General features: G+C 60.6%; 20 protein-coding genes and 1 pseudogene. 12 read left to right on the plus strand and 9 right to left on the minus strand.

The window, feature by feature from the left end; translation table 11 throughout:
- The 6 genes from BBJ66_RS09455 to BBJ66_RS09480 form a co-directional block, all read left to right on the plus strand.
- Positions 1 to 604, plus strand: a 604-nt coding sequence (locus BBJ66_RS09455; RefSeq protein WP_161492672.1) for an FAD-dependent oxidoreductase, incomplete at its 5' end; no start/stop codon positions are given.
- 120 nt (positions 605 to 724) lie between these two features.
- A complete protein-coding gene (locus BBJ66_RS09460) occupies positions 725 to 979 on the plus strand; it encodes a GlsB/YeaQ/YmgE family stress response membrane protein (protein WP_003573335.1) in 255 nt (84 codons plus the stop codon).
- A gap of 13 nt (positions 980 to 992) precedes the next feature.
- On the plus strand, positions 993 to 1241 hold the full coding sequence (locus tag BBJ66_RS09465; protein WP_071086575.1) for a GlsB/YeaQ/YmgE family stress response membrane protein: 249 nt from the start codon (positions 993 to 995) through the stop codon (positions 1239 to 1241).
- A gap of 47 nt (positions 1242 to 1288) precedes the next feature.
- On the plus strand, positions 1289 to 2260 hold the full coding sequence (gene lipA, locus BBJ66_RS09470) for a lipoyl synthase (RefSeq protein ID WP_049735613.1): 972 nt from the start codon (positions 1289 to 1291) through the stop codon (positions 2258 to 2260).
- 198 nt (positions 2261 to 2458) lie between these two features.
- Positions 2459 to 3034 carry an AAA family ATPase gene (locus BBJ66_RS09475; protein WP_071086820.1) on the plus strand — a complete coding sequence of 192 codons (576 nt, stop codon included), beginning with the start codon at positions 2459 to 2461 and terminating at the stop codon, positions 3032 to 3034.
- 9 nt (positions 3035 to 3043) lie between these two features.
- Complete coding sequence (locus tag BBJ66_RS09480) at positions 3044 to 3496, plus strand: type II toxin-antitoxin system RatA family toxin (protein ID WP_071086576.1); 453 nt, start codon at positions 3044 to 3046, stop codon at positions 3494 to 3496.
- Between the two features lie 19 nt (positions 3497 to 3515).
- Here the strand turns inward: BBJ66_RS09480 and BBJ66_RS09485 are convergent, their stop codons facing one another.
- A complete protein-coding gene (locus BBJ66_RS09485; RefSeq protein ID WP_071086578.1) occupies positions 3516 to 4016 on the minus strand; it encodes a CinA family protein in 501 nt (166 codons plus the stop codon).
- The gene (locus BBJ66_RS09490) at positions 4013 to 5233 is read right to left on the minus strand and encodes a bifunctional 2-C-methyl-D-erythritol 4-phosphate cytidylyltransferase/2-C-methyl-D-erythritol 2,4-cyclodiphosphate synthase (protein ID WP_071086581.1); all 1221 of its coding nucleotides are present in this window, start codon (positions 5231 to 5233) and stop codon (positions 4013 to 4015) included. The genes BBJ66_RS09485 and BBJ66_RS09490 overlap by 4 nt, the downstream gene beginning before the upstream one ends.
- A 145-nt stretch (positions 5234 to 5378) precedes the next feature.
- On the opposite strand from BBJ66_RS09490, the gene dusB reads away from it, so the two are divergent.
- Genes dusB through ntrC form a run of 3 tightly spaced genes read left to right on the plus strand, consistent with a single transcriptional unit; the run spans position 5379 to position 9006 of the window.
- Positions 5379 to 6407 (plus strand): tRNA dihydrouridine synthase DusB, encoded by a 1029-nt coding sequence (dusB, locus tag BBJ66_RS09495; RefSeq protein ID WP_071086585.1) that lies wholly within the window; start codon positions 5379 to 5381, stop codon positions 6405 to 6407.
- Positions 6404 to 7558: a two-component system sensor histidine kinase NtrB gene (locus BBJ66_RS09500; RefSeq protein WP_071086588.1), complete on the plus strand. Its 1155-nt coding sequence runs from the start codon at positions 6404 to 6406 to the stop codon at positions 7556 to 7558. Before dusB ends, BBJ66_RS09500 begins: the two co-directional genes overlap by 4 nt.
- Complete coding sequence (gene ntrC, locus BBJ66_RS09505; protein ID WP_049735607.1) at positions 7555 to 9006, plus strand: nitrogen regulation protein NR(I); 1452 nt, start codon at positions 7555 to 7557, stop codon at positions 9004 to 9006. Before BBJ66_RS09500 ends, ntrC begins: the two co-directional genes overlap by 4 nt.
- A gap of 446 nt (positions 9007 to 9452) precedes the next feature.
- Here the strand turns inward: ntrC and BBJ66_RS09510 are convergent.
- Positions 9453 to 10401, minus strand: a pseudogene (locus tag BBJ66_RS09510) (formylglycine-generating enzyme family protein).
- 616 nt (positions 10402 to 11017) lie between these two features.
- On the opposite strand from BBJ66_RS09510, the gene BBJ66_RS09515 reads away from it, so the two are divergent.
- Entirely contained in the window at positions 11018 to 11767 is a 750-nt protein-coding gene (locus tag BBJ66_RS09515; protein WP_443217131.1) for a hypothetical protein, read from the plus strand.
- Positions 11768 to 11832: 65 nt separating this feature from the next.
- Here the strand turns inward: BBJ66_RS09515 and BBJ66_RS09520 are convergent, their stop codons facing one another.
- Positions 11833 to 13317, minus strand: a complete 1485-nt coding sequence (locus tag BBJ66_RS09520) for a DUF1254 domain-containing protein (protein ID WP_071086592.1) — start codon at positions 13315 to 13317, stop codon at positions 11833 to 11835.
- 661 nt (positions 13318 to 13978) lie between these two features.
- Here BBJ66_RS09520 and BBJ66_RS09525 point away from each other — a divergent pair.
- The gene (locus tag BBJ66_RS09525; RefSeq protein ID WP_071086594.1) at positions 13979 to 15478 is read left to right on the plus strand and encodes an arylsulfatase B; all 1500 of its coding nucleotides are present in this window, start codon (positions 13979 to 13981) and stop codon (positions 15476 to 15478) included.
- Between the two features lie 386 nt (positions 15479 to 15864).
- Positions 15865 to 16854, plus strand: coding sequence for a potassium channel beta subunit family protein (locus BBJ66_RS09530; RefSeq protein WP_071086596.1), 990 nt, complete (start codon positions 15865 to 15867; stop codon positions 16852 to 16854).
- A 125-nt stretch (positions 16855 to 16979) separates the two neighbouring features.
- Here the strand turns inward: BBJ66_RS09530 and BBJ66_RS09535 are convergent, their stop codons facing one another.
- From BBJ66_RS09535 to BBJ66_RS09555, 5 genes are read right to left on the minus strand one after another with little or no spacing between them, the layout of a single operon-like run.
- Positions 16980 to 18305, minus strand: a complete 1326-nt coding sequence (locus tag BBJ66_RS09535) for a D-serine ammonia-lyase (RefSeq protein WP_071086598.1) — start codon at positions 18303 to 18305, stop codon at positions 16980 to 16982.
- 28 nt (positions 18306 to 18333) lie between these two features.
- The gene (locus tag BBJ66_RS09540) at positions 18334 to 19092 is read right to left on the minus strand and encodes an amino acid ABC transporter ATP-binding protein (RefSeq protein WP_071086600.1); all 759 of its coding nucleotides are present in this window, start codon (positions 19090 to 19092) and stop codon (positions 18334 to 18336) included.
- Between the two features lie 25 nt (positions 19093 to 19117).
- Positions 19118 to 20245 (minus strand): amino acid ABC transporter permease, encoded by a 1128-nt coding sequence (locus BBJ66_RS09545; protein WP_071086602.1) that lies wholly within the window; start codon positions 20243 to 20245, stop codon positions 19118 to 19120.
- Entirely contained in the window at positions 20242 to 21456 is a 1215-nt protein-coding gene (locus tag BBJ66_RS09550; RefSeq protein ID WP_071086604.1) for an ABC transporter permease subunit, read from the minus strand. The genes BBJ66_RS09545 and BBJ66_RS09550 overlap by 4 nt, the downstream gene beginning before the upstream one ends.
- Before the next feature lie 57 nt (positions 21457 to 21513).
- The gene (locus BBJ66_RS09555) at positions 21514 to 22545 is read right to left on the minus strand and encodes a transporter substrate-binding domain-containing protein (protein ID WP_071086606.1); all 1032 of its coding nucleotides are present in this window, start codon (positions 22543 to 22545) and stop codon (positions 21514 to 21516) included.
- Positions 22546 to 22796 lie beyond the last annotated feature (251 nt).

Below are 22796 nucleotides of genomic sequence, written 5' to 3' on the forward strand. Positions count from 1 at the left end.
GATCTCCGCCGTTGGCGTTCAGGGCAATATCGAAAATCTCGGCCTCGAAGCGCTCGGCATCAAGACCGACCGCGGCTGCGTCGTCGCCGACGGTTACGGCAAGACCAATGTCGCCGGCATCTATGCGATCGGCGACGTTGCCGGCCCGCCGATGCTGGCGCACAAGGCCGAGCATGAGGGCGTCGTCTGCGTCGAGAAGATCGCCGGCCTGCCGAACGTTCATCCCACAGACAAGGGCAAGGTCCCGGGCTGCACCTATTGCAACCCGCAGGTCGCCTCCGTCGGTCTCACCGAAGCCAAGGCCAAGGAGCTGGGCCGTGACATCCGCGTCGGCCGCTTCTCCTTCGCCGCCAACGGCAAGGCGATCGCACTCGGCGAAGACCAGGGCATGGTCAAGGTGATCTTCGACAAGAAGACCGGCGAGCTGCTCGGCGCCCATATGGTCGGCGCCGAAGTCACCGAGCTCATCCAGGGTTTTGTCGTCGCGATGAACCTCGAAACGACAGAGGAAGAACTGATGCACACGATCTTCCCGCATCCCACAGTCTCCGAAACGATGAAGGAAGCGGTGCTCGATGCCTATGGCCGCGTGCTGAACGCTTGATAATTTCCAAGGCCGCCCTTTATCCCGGGTGGCGTATGCCATCCCCCAGGGCGGCTAAGCCATCTTCCGGGGTGGCCTAGGCCATCCCTCGGGGGCTGGAAAAAACGAAAGGAAATCATCATGTCTATGGAGACGCAGGCGTTGCTGGTGTTTTTGCTGATCGGCCTGGTCGCAGGCTTCCTCGCCAGTCTGGTCGTCGGTGGCGGCGGTTTGATCAGATGCCTGCTGAGCGGCATCATCGGCGCCTTCGTCGGCGGTTATCTGTTCAGCGCCCTCGGCATTTCGCTGGGCATCGACAATGCGCTGGTGGTGCAGATCATCCACGCCACCGTCGGCGCCATTATCGTGGTGCTGATCGCCAGGGCGGTCGCTTAAGGGTAGGGCAGGCATGGAAGGCGTGGGCTTAATTTCGTCAATCATCATCGGCGGCCTTGCGGGCTGGCTCGCCGGCAAGCTGATGGAGGCGCGATACGGGATTTTCCTGAACATCGTGCTCGGCATCGTCGGCTCGGTCGTCGCCACCGCCATCCTCGCCCAATTCCATGTCCAGCTCGCCGGCGGACGGCTCGGTTATTTCGTCACGGGTTTCCTTGGCGCCTGCCTGCTGATATTCCTTGCGCGGCTGGTGCGGCGCTAGATCAAGAGATGATGCCGCTTTAAGGGCGGCGGAAGGCTGATACTGCAATGGTGACTATCCTCGACACGATCAATCCCGACGCCAAGCGCGTACGCCATCCCGAGAAGGCGCATCGGCCGGATACGGAAGTCATGCGCAAGCCGGACTGGATTCGCGTCAAGGCGCCGACCTCCAAGGGTTATGCCGAGACGCGCGCGATTGTGAAGGAGCACAAGCTCGTCACCGTCTGCGAGGAGGCCGGCTGCCCGAATATCGGCGAGTGCTGGGACAAGAAGCACGCCACCTTCATGATCATGGGCGAGATCTGTACCCGCGCCTGCGCCTTCTGCAATGTCGCCACCGGCAAGCCGAACGCCCTCGATATGGCCGAGCCCGAGAACGTCGCCAAAGCGGTCAAGGAAATGGGCCTCAGCCACGTCGTCATCACCTCGGTCGACCGCGACGACCTGGAGGATGGCGGCGCCGAACATTTCGAAAAGGTGATCTGGGCGATCCGCGCCGCTTCGCCGGCAACGACAATCGAAATCCTGACGCCGGACTTCCTGAAGAAGCCGGGCGCCTTGGAGCGTGTCGTCGCCGCCAAGCCCGACGTCTTCAACCACAATATGGAGACGGTCCCCGGCAATTATCTGACGGTTCGCCCCGGCGCCCGCTATTTCCACTCCATCCGTCTGCTGCAGCGGGTGAAGGAACTCGATCCGACCATGTTCACCAAGTCGGGCATCATGGTCGGCCTCGGCGAGGAGCGCAACGAGGTGCTGCAGCTGATGGACGACCTGCGGACCGCCGATGTCGACTTCCTGACGATCGGCCAGTACCTGCAGCCGACCCGCAAGCACCACAAGGTCGAAAGCTTCGTCACCCCGGACGAGTTCAAGTCCTACGAGACGGTCGCCTACAGCAAGGGCTTCCTGATGGTCGCCTCCAGCCCGCTGACCCGCTCCTCCCACCATGCCGGCGATGATTTTGCCCGGCTGCGTGCGGCGCGCGAAAAGAAGCTGGTGATGGCGGCTGAGTAAGGGTTCGCAACCTTTTGCTGCACGTCAGACTGCTCCAATCTCCCTTTCGTCATGCTCGGGCTTGTCCCGAGCATCTGCGACGGGTGATGCGCAGCAGATCCTCGGCACAAGGCCGAGGACGCCGCCGAGTAGGGCGCGACGTTCGTTAACAAACTGACCGCAGTGGTTTTCATCGCGGTTTTCTTTGGGCTGCCGGCGATGAAAGGCACATCCGGTTTGAAATCGATGCGTGCGGCCGACCGCATCCTGGTGATCGGCTGCCCCGGCAGCGGCAAGAGCACGCTCGCAAAGCGGCTTTCGCGAGCGCTCGGACTTCGCTACATCTCCATGGACCGTGACTTCTACTGGCTGCCCGGCTGGAGAAAGAGGCCGCGCGATGAGATCGATCGCCTTATCGCCAAGGTCGTGGAGGAAGAGCGCTGGATCATGGACGGAACCGGCCTCAGTTCTTTCCATCTTCGCCTGCCGCGCGCTCAGGCGGTCATTTGGCTTCGCCCGCCAAGATATGCCTGCCTGTCCGGTGCCATCTCAAGAGCATTGCGTTATTTCGGGCGTAACCGTCCCGAATTGCCTGCCGGCTGCCCTGAAAGCCTCTCGCTGGATGCGCTTTCCTATATCTGGAACTTCGAGCGCCATGTCGTCCCCTTAATCCAGGCGGCACTTCGGGATCATGCCGGCGGGATCGCCGAGCGCGGCTCTGACATACCGGTACTCCAACTAAAATCCCGTCGTGAGATGCGCGAGCTTCTTGATCTTCTCGGCCGGCCCGCTTAATTGCCGCCTATGCCGCAATTCGAAACCCATCGTCCCGTCCCGCACACGCCCGAACAGATGTTTGACCTCGTTGCCGATGTCGAGCGCTATCCCGAATTTCTGCCGCTCTGCGAGGCGCTTGCCATCAGGAGCCGCAAGGAGCGCGACGGCAAGATCCTTCTCGTCGCCGATATGACTGTGGGATACAAGGCGATCCGCGAGACCTTTACGACCCAGGTGCTGCTGAACCGCGCCGAGCGCGTCATCGAGGTCAAATATATCGACGGGCCGTTCAGATATCTCGACAACCGCTGGCATTTCACGGAGACGCCGACCGGCGGCTGCACCGTCGATTTCTTCATCGACTACGAGTTCAAGAGCCGCATTTTGGGCGCGCTGATGGGCTCGATGTTCGACCGCGCCTTCCGCATGTTCACGGAAGCCTTCGAGACGCGCGCGAGCAAGATCTACGCTGCCGCGTGACGGGCGGCTGCAGGCACCATCAGTGCGTGAGGAGCGAGCGCACCATCTCCAGTGCCGTCCGGACCGTTGCCAGCCGAACCTCGCTGCGGCCGATGTCGCCATAGAGCATTTTACGATGGAGGAGCGCGCCGCTGCGTGATTTGGCGGCGAGATGCACGAGGCCGACCGGTTTCTCCGCCGATCCGCCGCCGGGGCCGGCAATGCCGGTGACGGCGATGGCGATGTCGGCGCGCGAGCGGAAGAGGGCGCCATGCACCATCTGCCGCGCCGTTTCCTCGGAGACCGCCCCGAAACCCAGCAGCGTTGCCTCCTGCACGCCAAGCAGCTCGATCTTGGCGGTATTGGTATAGGTGACGAAGCCGCGGTCGACGACCGCCGACGATCCCGATATCTCGGTCAGCGCGCCTGATATCAGCCCGCCGGTGCAGGATTCTGCGGTCGAGATCAGCAGCCCCGCGGACGTGAAGTCACCGATGATTGTCTGCGCCGCCGACTGAATGTCCTCGGGAAAAAGGCTCATCGTTTCCCCCCGCGATAGACGACGGTCGCCGTGGCGATCGCAGCGATGCCTTCGCGCCGGCCGACGAAGCCGATCGTCTCGTTGGTCGTCGCCTTGACCGAGCAGCGCTCGATCTCGATGCCGAGATACTCCGACAATTTCGCCCGCATGGCCTCGCGATGCGGGCCGACCTTCGGCGCCTCGGCGATCAGCGAGACATCGGCATTCATGATCGTGCCGCCGCGCTCTCGCACGATCCGCGCGGCATGCTCGATGAAGATGCGCGACGCCGCCCCCTTCCATTGCGGATCGGAGGGCGGGAAATGGTCACCGATATCGCCGGCGCCGCAGGTGGCGAGCAACGCATCTGTCAGCGCATGCAGCGCTACGTCGGCATCCGAATGGCCTTTCAGCTTTTGGTCGTGCGGAATGAACACGCCGCAGAGCGTCACGCCATCGCCTGCTACGAGCTGATGCACGTCGTAGCCATTGCCGGTGCGCACATCGGGAAGCAGCGACGTCGACAGTTTGTCGTCGGCCATGGCGATATCCTTCTTCACCGTCAGTTTGACATTATCGGCCGTGCCCTCGACGATCGTCACCGGAATGCCCGCCCATTCCGCGATCGAGGCATCGTCGGTGAAATCGCTGCGCCCGCTCGCCGCTGCCTTTTCATGCGCGTCGAGGATCGTTTCGAAAGCGAAGGATTGCGGCGTCTGCGCGGCATAGAGGTGCTCGCGCGACACCGTCGTCAACACGGCGCCGATGCTGTCGGCGCGTTTCAGCGTGTCGGTCACGGGTGTCGCCGGCAGGACAGCGGCCGCGCCGTCGCCAAGGTTCTCGGCGATGCGGTCGAGAAGCACATGGTCGAAGAACGGCCGCACAGCGTCATGGATCAGCACATGGCTGATTTGCTTGTCCTTGAGATGTCGCAGCCCCGCCAGCACGGATTGCTGCCGGGTCGCGCCGCCATGCACCGTTTCGATCGGCGTTGCCGAGACGATGTGGCGCAACGCCTTTGCAAACAGTGCCTCGTCATCAGGATGAATAACGACGACGATATCGGTCGCCGGCCCCCACGTCATGAAGTTTTCAAGCGTATGGGCGATAACCGGCTTGCCGCCGATCAGGCGATATTGCTTCGGGCCTTCCTCGGAGGAGCCTGCACGCTCGCCGCGGCCGGCGGCGACGATGACAATTCCAGCCGATATCGGTTGCTTAGAAGGCATTTGCAGCATAAATCCCCTAAATTATGCGGAATTGACCCGAGTGCTCTAACGTCTTGCTTTGGCCTTTTCCAGCATCTGCCCGAAAAATATCGATTTCGATCTGAGCCCCCTTGGCAAGCCGGGGAACAATGGCTAAAAATCATGCAGTTCCACAGTGTGCCCGAAAGATAATCATTTGATTTCCAAGGACCTCGCAGCGCCTTTCCGAATAGGACCTGTATCGGTGCGCAACCGTGTCGTGCTGGCGCCGATGTCCGGCGTCACGGACATGCCTTTCCGCGAGCTCGCCTGGCGCTTCGGCGCCGGCCTCGTCGTCACCGAAATGGTGGCGAGCCGCGAATTGGTCAACGACACGGCCGAATCCTGGTCGCGGCTCAAGGCCGCAGGCTTCCGTCCGCATATGGTGCAGCTCGCCGGCCGCGAGGCGCACTGGATGGCGGAGGCGGCGAAGATCGCTGCCGATCATGGCGCCGATATCATCGACATCAACATGGGCTGCCCGGCAAAGAAGGTGATCGGCGGTTACTCCGGCTCAGCACTGATGCGCGATCCCGATCACGCGCTCGGCCTCATCGAGGCGACGGTCAAGGCCGTCGATATTCCCGTGACGCTGAAGATGCGCCTCGGCTGGGACGAGAATTCGATCAACGCGCCCGAGATTGCGCGCCGCGCCGAGGCGGCCGGCATTCAGCTGGTGACCATTCATGGGCGCACCCGCATGCAGTTTTATGAAGGCCGTGCCGATTGGGACGCGATCCGTCCCGTTCGCGAGGTAATCTCGGTTCCGCTGATCGCCAATGGCGATGTCGAAACTTCAGAGGACGCGCAGGAAATATTGCGCCGTTCCGGCGCCGATGCCGTGATGATCGGCCGGGGCTGCCAGGGCAGGCCGTGGCATGCCGGCGTCATATCAGGTGCCGCCGCGCCGCGCCGCGAGGCGATCGCCGATATCGCTGTCGAACATTACGCGATGATGCTGGATTTCTACGGCGAGGCCGTGGCGATCCGCCATGCTCGCAAGCATCTCGGCTGGTATCTCGAGCGTTTCGCCCCTGATCTCGCCGGCGGTGATAAAGCTGCGATCATGACCTCCCGCGATCCACGCGAGGTGGCCGCACGCCTTTATCAGGCCCTTTATCAGGCATTGGCATCGGGTGTTGTCGACAGCCGGGAGGCGGCATGACGAAGGATACGACTTCTCCGCCCGATCCTGCCGGCGGAACCGTCGCCATGGCCGTGCTCAACGCCATCCAGAACCCCGTCGTCATGGTCGACGAATCCGGCTTCGTCGTTTTCGCCAATTGGGAGGCGGAGGCCTTCTTCGGCGCCAGCGCCCCGCATCTGGCGCGTTATCGCATCTCGACGTTCATTCCCTTCGGCAGCCCGCTGCTCGCCCTGATCGACCAGGTGCGCGAGCGCAAGGCGCCGGTCAACGAATATCGCGTCGACCTGAGTTCGCCCCGCCTCGGCCAGGACAAGCTCGTCGATCTCTACGTCGCCCCGGTGCTCAGCGAGCCCGGCGCCGTCGTCATCGTCTTTCAGGAACGCTCGATGGCCGACAAGATCGACCGGCAGCTGACGCATCGCGCCGCCGCCCGCTCGGTCACCGGTCTCGCCTCGATGCTGGCGCATGAGATCAAGAACCCGCTCTCCGGAATCCGCGGCGCCGCCCAGCTGCTCGAACAATCCGCGGTCGACGACGACCGGGCGCTGACCCGGCTGATCTGCGACGAGACCGACCGCATCGTCTCGCTGGTCGATCGCATGGAAGTCTTTTCCGACGAGCGCCCGGTCGACCGCATGCCGGTCAACATCCATTCCGTGCTCGATCACGTGAAGGCCGTCGCCAAGGCGGGTTTTGCCCGCAACATCCGCGTGACCGAGAGTTACGATCCGTCGCTGCCGGCCGTATATGCCAATCGCGACCAGCTCGTGCAGGTCTTCCTCAATCTGGTCAAGAACGCCGCCGAAGCGGTCGGCGATCGGCCGGACGGCGAGATTCTGCTGACCACGGCCTATCGCCCCGGCATCCGTCTCTCCGTCGCCGGCACCCGTGAAAAAATCTCGCTGCCGCTGGAATTCTGCGTCCACGACAACGGCCCCGGCGTTCCCACCGATCTGCTGCCGCATCTCTTCGATCCCTTCATCACCACCAAGACCAACGGCAGCGGCCTCGGCCTGGCGCTGGTCGCCAAGATCATCGGCGATCACGGCGGCATCATCGAATGCGACAGCCAGAACAGCCGCACGACATTCCGCGTTCTCATGCCGGCGTCGAAGGACGCCTCGCTTGAAGACGCCTCTTCCGCAAGCTCGACAGGACCTTCTCGATGACAGCTACGATCCTCGTTGCAGATGATGATGCGGCCATCCGGACCGTGCTCAACCAGGCTTTGAGCCGCGCCGGTTATGACGTTCGCATCACCTCCAACGCCGCTACTCTCTGGCGCTGGATCTCGGCGGGCGAGGGCGATCTTGTCGTCACCGACGTGGTGATGCCGGATGAAAACGCCTTCGACCTCTTGCCGCGCATCAAGAAGGCGCGCCCCGATCTGCCGGTTCTTGTCATGAGCGCGCAGAACACCTTCATGACCGCCATCAAGGCCTCCGAGAAGGGCGCCTACGATTATCTGCCGAAGCCCTTCGACCTGACCGAGCTGATAGGCATCATCGGCCGCGCGCTTGCCGAGCCGAAGCGCAAACCGGCCAAGCTCGAAGAGGACATGCAGGACGGCATGCCGCTCGTCGGCCGCTCGGCGGCGATGCAGGAAATCTACCGCGTGCTCGCCCGCTTGATGCAGACGGACCTGACGCTGATGATCACCGGCGAATCCGGCACCGGCAAGGAGCTCGTCGCCCGGGCGCTGCATGATTACGGCAAGCGCCGCAACGGCCCGTTCGTCGCCATCAACATGGCGGCGATTCCGCGCGACCTGATCGAATCGGAACTCTTTGGCCACGAGAAGGGCGCCTTCACCGGCGCGCAGACCCGCTCGACCGGCCGCTTCGAACAGGCCGAAGGCGGCACGCTCTTCCTCGACGAGATCGGCGATATGCCGATGGACGCCCAGACCCGGCTTCTGCGCGTGCTGCAGCAGGGCGAATACACAACCGTTGGCGGCCGCACGCCGATCCGCACGGATGTGCGCATCGTCGCCGCCACCAACAAGGATCTGAAGCAGGCGATCAACCAGGGCCTGTTCCGCGAGGATCTCTATTATCGCCTCAACGTCGTGCCGCTGCGCCTGCCGCCGCTGCGCGACCGCGCCGAGGACATTCCCGATCTCGTGCGCCATTTCATCCAGCAGGCCGAAAAGGAAGGCCTCGGCTCCAAGCGCTTCGATCAGGAAGCGCTGGAACTGATGAAGGCCTATGCCTGGCCGGGCAATGTCCGCGAGCTGGAAAATCTCATCCGCCGGCTGATGGCGCTCTATCCGCAGGATGTCATCACCCGCGAGATCATCGACGCGGAACTGCGCTCCGACGTGCCCGACAGCCCGATCGACAAGGGTCCGGTCCGCAGCGGCTCGATGACGATCGCGCAAGCGGTCGAGGAGAACATGCGCACCTATTTCTCAGGCTTCGGCGAAAACCTGCCGCCGCCCGGCCTCTATGACCGCGTGCTGACGGAAATGGAATATCCGCTGATCCTCGCGGCGCTCACGGCAACGCGCGGCAACCAGATCAAGGCGGCCGATCTTCTCGGCCTCAACCGCAACACCCTGCGCAAGAAGATCAGGGAACTCGGTGTCTCGGTCTATAGAAGCTCCCGCACTGCCTGAATCAGAACTGGCTGAATGAAAAGAGAGCGGCGGGCCCTCATGTTGCCCACCGCCCACTTCCTCCCGGCGTCCGCCGCCACGGTCGGGAAGAGCATTGAATCTAGCCGAGCCGGGTTGCGGTTTATATCCGGGCGGACAAACAAAAGCGCAGTGTCATTCAACGGTCACATCGCGTTTGCGCGGTGCGGTTTGCCGCCGGGCGAATGTCATTGAAGTTGCTGCGGTCGCCGCCACCGCGCCTGTGGATAAGCTGTGGATAACAGGTGGATGGCGCGCGGTGATCGGCGGGCGATAACGTCCCGCTTCCGCTCGGATGTTGCTAATCCGTTCCAAATCGCGTGATCGGCCGTTGCTTCTTTCGGCTAATGGCAGGGTGCCATTTGGGGGCGATACCAAGCATCGAGTTAGGAAATATTGCGACGATCTCGCAAGTGACCAGCACTTAGCTAGCCAGCATTGGAATTAACGTCTTCAGTCACCTCGGTTTCTAAGTTTCGTACAATGCATCGAAAACCCAAGTGGCTCGTCGACGTGTCGACCGGCTCAGGATGTCGTGCGGCGGGACGATAACGGCGGCAATAGTTGGGCGCGCAAAGGTGCGATCCGCCCTTAATGACTTTCCGGGGAATTCTGATTTCGGGCATGCAAGGATCATAGCTGTCACTTTCAGATGCACCGCGCGGATTTTGTGGAATGCAGCAGGCTTTGGACGCGTCGCCCTTATTCCGTGTTGAATACCAATCGGTTGTCCATTCCCACACATTGCCGATCATGTCGTACACGCCATAGCCATTCGCCGGAAATGCCCTGACTGGAGACGTCCGCTCGAAGCCGTCGTCCGCACTATTTTCGTGTGGGAATTGTCCTTGCCAGGTGTTTGCCATGTGTCTGCCTCCAGGGGTGAGTTCGTCACCCCAGGCATATTCGGCACCATCAAGGCCGCCACGGGCCGCGAACTCCCATTCAGCTTCCGTCGGAAGCGATTTGCCGGCCCAGGCCGCATAGGCTGCGGCGTCCTGATACGCGACATGCACGACAGGGTGATCGTCCAGTTTACGGATCGAACTGCCCTTTCCATACGGATGACGCCAGTTCGCGCCGAAAGCGAATGTCCACCACTTCGAAATGTCACGAAGGTCAACCGGGTGGTTCGGAGGCAAGAATACTGCGGAGCCGGCCTTGAGAAGATGTGGGGGTGCGCCAGGATAATCTCTTGGATCAGGAGCGATCTCGGCAAAAGTCACCGGTGGCTTCGACGAATTCTCGAAATTGGCGGTTTGTAACCGGTGTCCGATCTACCCAAAAGCCATCGACGGTCACGCGATGCATGGGCGCTTCCTCAGGATAATACTTGTCTGAGCCCATCCGAAATGTGCCGCCGGGAATGTAGGCCATAGTCAATTCCTGGAGATGCGCAGCCCTCACGGCTGGCTTGCTCAAGGGCGTCTCGCCTCGTTGAAGCATCGAAGCCTTGGATCTTTTTTGCCTTGGAAACTCGTGCTTTGTTGCTCGCAGCACCGCGACCTCCAATCGTCCGCCGATTGCTCCTTGGCCTTTGGTGCCAGCGCATACTGTCGCCGGAGCCGAAAGGCCGACTTGAGCATCCATTCACAGCCACTGCGGAAAGTCTCCGGCGAAGATCTCGCACAGCCTTGGATTGTTGATTCGAAACCGCGAAGTCAATCAGAGGTCACGGCTTCACGCCTTGACCGAAGTTTATTTTCGAATCATACCATTGAATGGTAAGATGATGCTAATATAATTATCGGCGACCGGCTGCGGCGGGGGGCTCGTATTATCTCGGTTAAGTACCTGATCAGCATATATTTCCGAACTACAGCTGTCGCGGCCACAGGCCGTGCTGAATGGCTTTACGCTCCGCGATAGTCGCTGAGCGAATGATAGCTCTATGCAAGCATGATCTGAAATCGCCGCGAAGGGGCGGCGGATCTCTTGGGGGGATAAGAACATGAAATACTACGTTGGGTATGCCGCCATCCTTTTAGGCGCAATGACAGTTTGCGGCTCACTCGAGGCGGCGGATATGACGTCGCTCTTGAACCCGGAGGCAAAACCTATAGAGACCCGGAGTGGATGGACTTTTACGTCTGCCCCTTATTTCTGGGGTGCTAGCATGTCCGGAGACATGGCGCAGTTTGGCCTTCCTCAGGTTCATGTCGACGCAAGCTTCGGCGACATCTTTGAGAACCTCGATTTTGCGATGATGGCCATTGGCGAAGCGCGCTACGATCGCTTCAGCATCTTCGGCGACATCATGTACACCAAGCTCTCCAATGACGCCGACACGCCAAAGGGTATCATCGTGAACAACGTCGAGGTTACCTCCAAGACTTTTGCCGGTCTGCTTGGCGTGGGCTATTCGGTCCTTGACGGTCCCGACGGCCGTCTCGATGTCGTGGGTGGTGCCAGGCTCTGGTCCGTTGACACCAACATATCTTTCAACGGCGGCATTCTTGACGGGGTCTCCGAGGACGACAGCGCCACATGGGTGGATGCCCTGGCCGGCATCAAAGGCACCTACTTTTTCACACCGAAAGTCTACCTGACGGGCTGGGGACTTGTCGGCGGCGGCGGTGCAGACATCGATTGGGACGTTATGGCAGGGCTCGGCTACAAGTTTAACGAAACCATCTCCGCCGTCGCGGGCTATCGCGCCCTCGGCGTCAACTATCGCAATGACGGCTTCGTATTCGATGCCGTCCAGCAAGGCCCGATTCTGGGCCTTGCGATCCGGTTCTAGCGGGTTTCCTCTGACAGGAGAGATCCATCCGGAATTTCTTTGGCTGCAGTTTTCGAATCAGTCGGCTATTGCGCCGCCAGAGGAGATGCTGTGCTTGCCTTGGTGACCGGCGGTGGGTTCCATCTGCCGGTCAGAGCATCGGGCTTTGGTGCATAGAGCCGCATTGTCAGGTTGTACCGCCCTTGGGGTGCTGGCAACCAGTTCCATTCCATGTCCTTGCCGGGGCTCTCGTTCTGGAAATAGAGATCGAGCGAGCCGTCGGCGTTGTACTTGAACGGCATCCAACTGCTGACTGCGAAGCGGTTGAGGGAATTGGCAACCTGGAATCCTTCGTCGTCATATAACGTCACAGACCAGAAGGCTTGGACCGGTGGAATTTGATCCTTGTCAAAGTGGATCGCGTAGTTGTTTCCGCCATCAAGCGGCTGACCGTTTTCGTCGGCAAGATTAAGCGGATAGATGGCGTCTTCGGGCAGGTTGGCGCCGAGACCTTGCTGTGCAATGATGGCGCGTTTTAGATAGTAATTGCCATATACGCCCATCGTGTCGGTATTCATCGACCAGCCGTTGGCGACGCGTGCCAGTGTCTTCACCTTCCAAGCCATCAGCGCCTGAGCGTCCTGTGGAACTGTCTCGAGCGCCTTTTGGACGACCGCGTCTGCTTTGGAAAGATCGAAACTCTTGCCTGGTTCAATGCCGATCCTTTGCATTCGGGCAAGTAAGGGCTGATCGGTAATGTGCGGCGGATGAAGTTTCAGGAGCTCAGCAGCATAGGCGAAATAAGCTCCGGCCGAGGCGGTATCGACCTGGGTCTTGGGTGGGGTCTTCATATCCACCGACGGGTCGATTTTCACCGGTACCGGTTTTGCCTCCTTTCCCCACTCCGAAAGCAATGTGACGGTGTAACCGTCCTGGACCTTATGAACGGCGTCATAGTCAGGCGGTCCATCGGTCTTTGTCCGTCCGATGACCCATACATAGGGCGTCGGTGCATTGATCCGTTGGGTTCCCGCCGGCAGTTTGAACTCATCGAACCCTTCACTGAGATCCGGCCGCCAGCCGGGAGGGGTAATCAGGAAATGGCCGGCCGCAGTTCCGGTGGTCCGCCAGCCCGGTGCCGCGAATACGTCCGTCCACATGTCGAGCATGGGCAGCAGGTAGAAACGTCCGCCGGTGTCGGGGGCCGAAACCACGACCGGTTCTTTCGTCAAATTAAGCCAGGCGCTCGAATATAGAGTGTCGAAATTCGGTCGGACCACGACTTTCATGTCCGCCGGCGGAAACTCGAGGATGTTGTTGAACTGATTGGACGGGCCGCCGATCGCACCCTTCTTGGCATCGACGTTGGTCAATTGCTTCCGGGTGATGTCCATAGATAGCAGTGGATAGAAATAAACGTACGCTTCCACGCCTATCGCATGCGCCTCTTCTTCGCTGATGGAGTTCGCAGCTGCCGCGCCGATCGAAAAAGCCGCGAGGCCAAGAGCGAGAAAAGCTGCAGATCTTAATTTGCAGAGTAGGTTTCCGTCATCATTCGTCAGTGCACGCATTGCTTCCTCCTGTTGTTAAGATCAGGTGAAATGCGAATGGATCTATTGATGTATCCCCTGGGCACATAGCGCTCTGTGGCTGCGTACCGGGTGGAATTATAAATAGAAAGCTAAACTAGGGATAGTTACACCAATACCGGAGGCAACTAACTCATATGGGTGCAACCAATAATGGGAGTGATTGAGACAGCCATGGAGAGAAGATCGCAGCTTGCGACCGGACGGGAAGGCCATCATGCATCAGCATTATCGCTGATGTGGTGCTCGCGAAATCTTTGGCACACCAAGGGGCATCCCCGTCATCCTAAAAGACTAATTGAAACGGTGCGTCATTGAGACGAACATGATGACAAGGAAGCAGATCGTCGCGCGCTCGGACATGACAATTGATTGCGATTACATCGACCGCACATTGCCCAGACATGCCAACTCGTCTGGCGCTGAGAGCCGCGCCCATTTCAGCGGATATCGGCCTGCAGTGGTACGCGTCAGGCTACATCACAAAGTTGCCCGTCGACTGCTCTGCCGATCTATCCTGAGATCCGGAAGCCTGAGCGTTCATGCACTCGCTTTATCCCTGCCGGTGGAGGCTTGATCATCAACGGACTGTTCTTGCGCAAAATGCCGGACAAAACCGGTGAGCAAAGGGGAGGCAGAACTGATGGACGAGGACACTGATAACAAGATCGGTCCAAAAAAGTTTACGCGCCGGACAATGCTTACGACTGGCGGTTCGCTGGCGGCGGCGCAAATCGCTGGTAGGATTGGCGTGCGCGGATTGGCCGCCACGCTTGCTTCCGGAACGGCGACTTTGGCACAGTCGACCAAGCCGAACATTGTTTTTATCCTCGCCGACGATTTGGGTTGGAAGGATGTCGGGTTTCATGGCTCTGACATAAAGACGCCAAACATCGACCAACTGGCGGAAAATGGGGTCCGGCTTGAGCAATTCTACGCCCAGCCGATGTGCACACCGACCCGGGCGGCGTTCATGACGGGGCGTTATCCGTTCCGCTACGGCATGCAGACCGCCGTCATTCCCCAGGGCGGCACCTACGGCTTGGCGCTCGATGACTATCTCTTGCCGGAAATGCTCAAGGAAGCAGGCTACGCCACCGCTGCGAGCGGCAAATGGCATCTCGGCCACGCCAAAACGGCATTCTGGCCGCGCCAGCGCGGCTTCGATTCATTCTATGGCGCTTTGCTTGGCGAGATCGATCACTTCACGCATAAGTCGGCAAACGGCAACGCTGATTGGTACCGGAATAACGAAGCCATCGAGGAGGAAGGCTTCGACAATGTCCTGTTCGCTACCGAAGCCGTGCGAGTGATCAATGAACACGATCAGTCGAAACCTTTGTTCCTGTATCTGGCCTTCACGTCGCCGCATACGCCCTTCCAGGCGCCAAAGGAATATCTTGAACGTAACAGCCACATCGCCGACGAGAGCCGTCGAGGCTACGCAGCGATGATCTCGGTGATGGATGATGGCATCGGCAGGGTCGTCGAAGCTCTCGAAACGCGCGGCATGCGCGAGAATACGCTCATTCTCTTTCACAGCGACAACGGCGGCGTGGTCGATGCCTTCTTTGCGGGGGAAAGCGATGTCAAGGGCAAGCTTCCGGCCGACAACGGTCCTTACCGGCAGGGCAAGGGGACGACATATGAAGGAGGCACCCGCGTCGCCGGCCTGATCAACTGGCCGGGAACGATCGAGCCGAGCTCGGCCGACGGAATGATGCATGTGGTTGACATGTACCCGACCTTGGCAGCTCTGGCCGACGCTAAACTCGACAAGAATAAGCCGCTCGATGGGATGGACATGTGGCCGATGCTTGGCGAAGGCAAACCATCGCCACGCACCGAGATCGTCTACAACATCGAACCAATGACTGCCGCCGTGCGGCAGGGCGATTGGAAGCTTGTGTGGAAGACGACGTTACCGCCGAAGGTCGAACTCTTCGATCTTTCGAAAGATAGGTCCGAGACCACAAACCTTGCCGATCAAAACCCCGAGATGGTGAAGAAACTGCAAGCGCGAGTGATCGAGCTCGCCTCACAGATGTCTCCCCCCTTGATCATGCAGGACGCCGTGCGATTGCTCTTGCATTCGGACACGGTGCTGCCCGACGCGGCAGAAATGTTTAATGTTGGAGATTGAGTGATTTGGCGGCTCATCCCGAGGACGAGCGGTTTGGAATTTTGTCGGCCGGGCTCTCTCGTTCCAAAGCTCGCACCAGCGCCGCCGAACCGCCGGCCAGTCGAAGCGACTTTCCCCGCTGTTCGGCAGGGCGATACCTTTACGGTCCTTCCCGCGACATTCGCTCGAATGTCACATCGCCATCATTGTTTTGCGAGAACGACGGGAGCCCCAGTTCCAGAACGAGCTCGGCTGTCTTTCTCTGGGCTGGTTTAAGCAGCTTGTTGCGCCGAGGCTCGCATATCGTCGTTCATGCCATAGATTAAGCCGATCGGTCGTTGATCGATCGTGTGATGTCGAGGCCGGTTACCGGCCGGCACATGTTCATAATTTGCGGGAGCTGCATGATGGAATATCGTCGTTTGGGAAAGTCGGGCCTGCAGGTGAGCGAGTTCTCCTTCGGCTCATGGGTCACTTTCGGCAAGCAGGTGAACGGCGGCGACGCCGTCGACCTCATGAGACTTGCCTACGATAACGGGGTGAATTTCTTCGACAATGCCGAAGGCTATGAAAGCGGCAAGTCCGAGATCGTCATGGGGGAGGCGCTGAAATCGCTTGGTTGGAGCCGCGACAGCTTCGTCGTCTCGAGCAAGGTTTTCTGGGGAGGCCAGAAGCCGACGCAGCGCGGCCTGTCGCGCAAGCATGTGACCGACGCCTGCCATGCTGCGTTGAAGCGGCTTCAGGTCGACTATCTCGACCTCTACTTCTGCCATCGCCCGGATGTCGACACGCCGATCGAGGAAACGGTCCGGGCGATGCACGATCTCGTCGCCCAGGGCAAGGTGCTCTATTGGGGCACGTCGGAATGGTCGGCGCAGCAACTGACGGAAGCCTATGCCGTGGCCCGCGATCTGCGCATCACGCCGCCGACCATGGAGCAGCCGCAGTACAATATCTTCGAACGCCAGAAGGTCGAATCCGACTATCTGCCGCTCTACGACCTCATCGGCCTCGGCACCACGATCTGGTCGCCGCTCGCCTCGGGCGTCCTGACCGGCAAATACAATAACGGCGTGCCGGCCGACAGCCGCATGAACTTGCCCGGCTATGAATGGCTGAAAGAGAAGTGGTCGAGCGACGCCGGCCGCGCCCAGCTCAAACAGGTTGGCGAACTTGCGAAACTCGCGGACGAGATTGGCCTGTCGATCACCCATCTCGCCTTGTTATGGTGCCTCGCCAATCGCAACGTCTCCACAGTCATTCTCGGCGCCTCGCGCGCCAGCCAGCTGCAGGACAATCTCGCGGCCCTTTCACACAGACAGAAGATGACGCCTGAGGTGCTGGACCGGATCGACGGGATCGTCGGAAACAAACCGGAAGGCCCGCGCCGATTCTGAAGCCGTCGCGCGCGACTTCGCGCTGACGACCTGCATGAAAACAGAAACCTGAAGGCTGCGGCATCAGGTCGACAGGCGCGGATCGTTCCCGACCCGCGCCTGTGGCACCATTGGGGCAGGCGGGACTAAGCGAGGGCTTCCGCCTGATGGAGGAAGTTCTGGAACTGCTCCTCCGGGACGAACGAGCCGCCTGTCGTCCAGAGGATGTGCGTCGCCCGCGACATCTTCTTTTCCTCGATGCCCTGTTCGGCCTGGAAACGCCGGCCTTCGCTGTGGCGCAAGAGGAAGTCGGGCCCGAGCAAGGCGGCGGCGGCCGAAGGCTCCAGCTTCTGCCTTTGGGTAATCCACGCCATGCGAAGCAGCTTGAACAGATCGTTGTCGGCGGCCGTGTAGACGCCGGCGAGCATCTCGCGCATCACCTTGGCCACGAAGGCCGACATGCGGGCGACGGCCATGCCGTCGGCTTCGGTCTTGTTGGTCAGGCCGACGTCGTAGACCGATACCAGCTCCTGCGAACCCGACATCATGTGGACGAGGGCGCAGGGCGACTGAACCGGCTCGACGAAGAAGGCGTGCACATTGTCGCCGAAGATCGCCTTGGCGCCGAAGGCGACGCCGCCCGGTGCGCCGCCGATGCCGCAGGGCAGGTAGAGAAACAGCGGATTTTCCTCATCGATCGTGATCCCCCGCTCGTCGAGCTGCGTTGCCAGCTCCGACGCCGCTGCGCTGTACCCGAGGAACAGGTGCCGCGATTGTTCGTCGTCGACGAAATAGATCGTCGGATCGGCGTCGGCGATGTCGCGGGCGTTTTCGACGGCGGTTGTGTAGTCCGCCTCGTGCTGGATGACATCGACGCCGAGCTTCCGCAGGCGCTCGACCTTCCACGCCTTGGCGTCGGACGACATGTGAACCGTGGCCTTGAAGCCGAGCGCGCGCGCGGCGATGCCGACGCTCAAGCCGAGATTTCCGGTGCTGCCCACCGCCACGGTATAGCCGGAGAATAAGGAGCGGGCCTCTTCGGTTGCCAGCTTCCGGATATCCTCGCCGTCAGCGAGCAGTCCGTTCTGACGGGCGAGACTTTCGGCAAAGAGGAAAACCTCGTAGACGCCGCCGCGCGCCTTGATGGAGCCGGCAACCGGCAGGTGGCTGTCGGCCTTGATGAAGACGTTGCCGAACTCTCGCGTTCGATAGCCGAGCGCCTCGCGGAGTTCCTTGAGTTCCACCAGTTCGGAGCGGATCTCGCCGCCCGTATCCTTCAGTTCCGGAAAGCATTCGGCAAGAAGCGGCGCCAAGCGCTGCCAGTTCTGGCGCGCGCTCTGCACATCGGCCGGTGAAACCGGCAGGTCCGAGGCATCGATCGCCTGTTTCCGGTAGGACGGATTGAGCCAGAGGGTCGGTCGGCCCGCGAGAACATCATCGCGAGCGGGATCACTGGGCAGTATCGTGTTCATGGACATTTCCATTCGTGAGCCGGGCTGGTCAGTGTCTTAGGACGCGGGCGAGGAAAGAGCGAGCCCGGTCGTTTTTCGGATTGTCGAAGAACTCGTCCGGCTTCCCGATCTCGATGATTGAGCCCTGGTCGATGTAGACGACGCGGTCGGCGACCTCTCTTGCGAACCCCATTTCATGCGTCACGACCATCATCGTCATGCCTTCGGCGGCCAGTTCCCGCATGACGTCGAGGACTTCACCAACCATTTCGGGGTCAAGCGCGCTCGTGGGCTCGTCGAACAGCATCAGATGCGGTTCCATGGCGAGCGAGCGGGCGATGGCCACGCGCTGCTGCTGGCCGCCGGACAGCTGGCCCGGATATTTGTGCGCATGCGCCTTGAGGCCGACGCGGTCGAGGAGCTTCATGGCGGTGGCTTCGGCCTCTTCCCGCGACTTTTTGCGGACCCGCATCGGCGCGATGGTGATATTGTCCAGCACTGTTTTGTGCGGGAACAGGCCGAATTGCTGGAAGACCATGCCGACGCCCTTGCGGATCGCCGCGAGTTCGCGTTCGCCGCCAAGCTTCCGGTCGGCCTCGACGGGCATTTCATAGCCGTCCACGACGAGGCTGCCGTTCTGGTACATTTCGAGGCCGTTGACGCAGCGGATGAGGGTCGACTTTCCTGAGCCGCTGGCCCCGAGAATGACCATGACTTCGCCGCGTGTGACGGCGAGATCGATGTCCTTGAGCACATGGTGGGCGCCGTAGAACTTGTTCATGCTTTTCATTTCGACGATGGCGTTCATCGTGATGTCTCCGTGTTGGAACAGCTCAGCGGGCACTCGTTGCCATATGGTCTTCGAGCTTTCTGGCGGCATAGGTGATCATCGAGCCGACCAGAAAATAGGTGACGAGCAGGAACGAGAGGACTTCGAAAGTCCGGTCGCCATATTGTGGGTTCGCCAGGATCATCTGCCCCGCGCGGAGAAAATCCGTCAGTCCGATGATGAAGACGAGCGGCGCGGAGTTGAAGATGTCGAGCACGTTGCCGACCAGCGGCGCCACCACGACCCGGAGCGCTTGTGGCAGAACGATCGAGCGGTTGATGTCGAATTCGCTGATGCCGAGAGACCTTGCCGCCTCGGTCTGGGCGCGCGGAACTGCCTGAAGCCCGCTTCGGACATATTCGGCGACATAGGCGGAGTAGAAGATCGTGAAGCCGATCATGCCGCGCGCGACGTCGGCCAGTCCCCACTGCGGCGCAAGGACCGGCATGAGGATCCAGATCCAGTAGACGACGAGGATGAGCGGCACCGAGCGCATGACCTCGATGTACCAGGTGCAGATGATCCTGAGACTTGAGAGCCGGCTCTGCCGTCCGAAGGCGAGCAGGATGCCGATCGGCAGAGACAGGACCGACGTCACCAGCGTCAGCAGGACGCTGAGAAGAAGTCCGCCCCAGAGCCCCACGCCCGGAGGGGCCATGACCGCCACGACGACGATGAAGCCCGTAAACGCCGCAGCCGGCATCGCCTTCCTGGACAATGGCACATACGACGTCAGCGCCCATCCCAGCGCGGTTGCGGCCACGACGCCTGCCGCAGACAGGGCGTTCTGCGGATCGCCATGATCGGCGATCAAAATCAACAAGGGGACGAGGACGAGAACCAGCCCATGGTGAGGCTTGAACGAAAACACGCAGCCGAGACCGGCGCCGAGGATCGCTGCGATGATCGCTGACGCCGTCCATGCGCGCCACGCCTGATCGGCTGGAAAAACGCCGATCATCAACACCCGCAGGCTCTGCACGATGATATCCCACCTTGCCGTGGTGAGCGCCCAGTCAAGGATCGAATAGGCGAGCCAGAGCGCGCCAGGAATGACCAGCAGCGACAGGGCGACGTCGAAAGGCTTTCCGAACAGGTTGTGGCGGGTCCACTTTATTGAGGTGGCGATCATTGCGACACTCCCATAGGGTTAAGACGGCGGTTCGCCCAGTACACGGACGAACTGATGATCCAGCTGAGGATCAGGTAGGACGCCATGACGATGATGATGCCTTCAAGGCTGTGGCCGGTCTGATTGGCGATCGTCCCGTAAATGTTGAAGAGATCCGGATATCCGACCGCGATCCCGAGCGCGGTGTTCTTGGTCAGGCTGATATACTGATTGCCGAAGGAGGGGAGAACGACGCGGAACACTTGCGGAAGGATGATGTCGTTGACGGTGTCGCGCCGGCTGAGCCCCAGCGATCCCGCGGCCTCCCATTGGGCCTTCGGAAGAGCGTCGATCGCGCCGCGGACGGTTTCAGCGATGAAGGAAGCGCTGCTCACGACGATGGCAAGCAAAAGGGCTGCCATCTCCGGGCTGATGCTGGTTCCCCCGCTGGCCTTGAACTTGTTGGCGACGGGGAAATTCACGGTCATCCCGCCGGTCGCGACCAGCAGCCCGAGGCAGACGACCGCCGCGCCGACGCATATCCGCCGCGCTCCACGGATGGGGTCGAATATTGCGCCGAGCGCCGACACTCCTGTGGCGGTGACCAGGATCAGCGAAAGGGTGGATGCGTCGCCGGTCCAGGACAGCGTGGGGACGTATATGCCTTGCTGGCTGACGATAAGGCCGCCGTAGAGCTTTGCTGCAGACGCCATTGGCGGAAAGTGCAGGACGACCGCGAAATACCAGAAGACAAGCTGTATGAGCAGCGGCGTGTTGCGGACGAACTCGACGATCCAGAAACAGAGGTTTCTCACCAGCCAGTTCGTGGAGAGACGGCCGACGCCGAGCATCGTTCCGAGGATCGTGCTGAGGATGATTGCCAGCAGTGCGATCTTGGCGGTGTTGAAGATGCCTGTGACGAAAGCCGACGCGATCGACATCTCCGAAGAGAACTGGGTGAGGTTGGGGACGAAGCCTTCACCAGATGTCAGCGTCCATCCTTCGCTGATATCGAAGCCGGCGGTGTTGGCAAGAAACGAGAAGCTGAACCGTATGCCTTTCTCGGCAAGGCCCGCCTTGACCGCATATGCCAGCATGCCGAGCAGCACGACGACCAGAGCGACGATTCCGAGCTGGATCGCTTCGTGCCGGATGCGATTGCGCAGGCGCCGCGACCTCAGTCTATCACTCTCTGCCATGCCGCGGATCGCACTCGTTTCGTGGATTGTCATGTTCAGGCTCCAAGAGCTTGGGGGGCGAAACGTTGTGGTTCCGACCCCCGGAAGGCATCAGTTCCAGAGCGGCGAGTAGATTGCGCCACCCTGCGTCCACAAGGCGTTCGGCGTGCCCTTGCGGTCGAGATACATCTTGGTCTTCGGACCGAGGTTACGATCGTAGGCCTCGCCGTAGTTGCCGACGGCCTTGATCGCCTGAGCAATGAAATCGTCGGAGAGGCCGAAGTCCTTGCCGTAGCCGCCGCCGACGCCGAGGAACTTCTGAATGAAGGGATCTTCGCTCTTCAGCTTTTCAGCCAGATTGGCTTGGGTGATCTCGGACTCCTCGGCCTGGAAGAGGCCGTATTCGATCCAGCGCAGCGCGTTGCGCCACTTGGAGTCGTTGGCAGCCACGAAGCCGCCGAACGGGGACTTGTCCAGCGTATCCGGGAGGATCAGATAGTCGGCTGGCTTCGGTGCATTCCCCGCCCAGGCGGCAAGGGCTGATTTGTCGGTGCTCATCGCATTGCAACGACCCGAGTTGAGAGCGGAGAAAAGCTTCTCGAGGTTTTCATAGGTCAGGACCTTGGAGTCCTTCCAGCCACGCGCCTTGAAGGCAGCAGCCAGAACGGTCTCGGTAGCCGATCCCTGGGTGGTGCAGATCGTTGCGCCATCGAGGTCGGCGAATTCCTTGATCCCGGCATCGGTTTTCACCATGAGGCCGGTACCGTCGTAGAAGTTGATCGGCAGGAAATCGATCGCGATCGACGATTCGCGCGCCGGTTTGATCGTGGTGTGGGCGAAGACGACATCGACCTGGCCGGTAAGGACTGCGTCAAAGCGGCTCTTGTCGGTCACGGTGATGAACTTGACCTTGGAGGCGTCGCCGAGAACGCCGGCGGCAACCGCTTTGCAGAAGTCGACGTCGAGCCCTTCCATCTGTCCGGTCGTGGTGTTGAGATAGCCGAAGCCGGGAGCGGTGTTGTCGGTGCCGCAGTTGAGCACACCGCGTTGCTTGACCGTGTCGAGAACGGAGGCGGAAGCATTGGCCGCCGTGAACGCAACGCCTGCGAAAACGCCGGCAGTCAGGATTTTGAGTAGTTTCATCGAGGTTCCCCTTTCGGATCGCATAGTGACGGTGACGCCAAATCAATGAGCGATGGCTCGATCGAAAGTCCGGTAAGACGCTGGAGGCGTTATCGCCTTTCTGACTGCGTCGTTCCCACTATTGGCCAAGGTCTGCGTGCGATCCTCGCTCCCAGTCCCATCAATTGGCAGATGGAGAGTAGGAGTGGGGTCTCTTCAAATCTACTTAATTCTCCTGAGGTGATACATTAGGAAATCTGTTGTTTTGTGGC

Source organism: Rhizobium sp. RSm-3 (assembly GCF_001854685.1).
GTDB lineage: Bacteria > Pseudomonadota > Alphaproteobacteria > Rhizobiales > Rhizobiaceae > Rhizobium > Rhizobium ecuadorense.

Coding starts and splice junctions, on each gene's coding strand:
- lipA (WP_049735613.1), top strand. CDS start 1,289: ATGGTGACTATCCTCGACACGATCAATCCCGACGCCAAGCGCGTACGC.
- BBJ66_RS09490 (WP_071086581.1), bottom strand. CDS start 5,233: ATGCTGCAAATGCCTTCTAAGCAACCGATATCGGCTGGAATTGTCATC.
- BBJ66_RS09515 (WP_443217131.1), top strand. CDS start 11,018: ATGACAGTTTGCGGCTCACTCGAGGCGGCGGATATGACGTCGCTCTTG.
- BBJ66_RS09520 (WP_071086592.1), bottom strand. CDS start 13,317: ATGCGTGCACTGACGAATGATGACGGAAACCTACTCTGCAAATTAAGA.
- BBJ66_RS09540 (WP_071086600.1), bottom strand. CDS start 19,092: ATGAACGCCATCGTCGAAATGAAAAGCATGAACAAGTTCTACGGCGCC.
- BBJ66_RS09535 (WP_071086598.1), bottom strand. CDS start 18,305: ATGAACACGATACTGCCCAGTGATCCCGCTCGCGATGATGTTCTCGCG.
- BBJ66_RS09465 (WP_071086575.1), top strand. CDS start 993: ATGGAAGGCGTGGGCTTAATTTCGTCAATCATCATCGGCGGCCTTGCG.
- BBJ66_RS09525 (WP_071086594.1), top strand. CDS start 13,979: ATGGACGAGGACACTGATAACAAGATCGGTCCAAAAAAGTTTACGCGC.
- BBJ66_RS09555 (WP_071086606.1), bottom strand. CDS start 22,545: ATGAAACTACTCAAAATCCTGACTGCCGGCGTTTTCGCAGGCGTTGCG.
- BBJ66_RS09545 (WP_071086602.1), bottom strand. CDS start 20,245: ATGATCGCCACCTCAATAAAGTGGACCCGCCACAACCTGTTCGGAAAG.
- BBJ66_RS09460 (WP_003573335.1), top strand. CDS start 725: ATGTCTATGGAGACGCAGGCGTTGCTGGTGTTTTTGCTGATCGGCCTG.
- BBJ66_RS09475 (WP_071086820.1), top strand. CDS start 2,459: ATGAAAGGCACATCCGGTTTGAAATCGATGCGTGCGGCCGACCGCATC.
- BBJ66_RS09500 (WP_071086588.1), top strand. CDS start 6,404: ATGACGAAGGATACGACTTCTCCGCCCGATCCTGCCGGCGGAACCGTC.
- BBJ66_RS09480 (WP_071086576.1), top strand. CDS start 3,044: ATGCCGCAATTCGAAACCCATCGTCCCGTCCCGCACACGCCCGAACAG.
- BBJ66_RS09530 (WP_071086596.1), top strand. CDS start 15,865: ATGGAATATCGTCGTTTGGGAAAGTCGGGCCTGCAGGTGAGCGAGTTC.
- BBJ66_RS09550 (WP_071086604.1), bottom strand. CDS start 21,456: ATGACAATCCACGAAACGAGTGCGATCCGCGGCATGGCAGAGAGTGAT.
- BBJ66_RS09485 (WP_071086578.1), bottom strand. CDS start 4,016: ATGAGCCTTTTTCCCGAGGACATTCAGTCGGCGGCGCAGACAATCATC.
- ntrC (WP_049735607.1), top strand. CDS start 7,555: ATGACAGCTACGATCCTCGTTGCAGATGATGATGCGGCCATCCGGACC.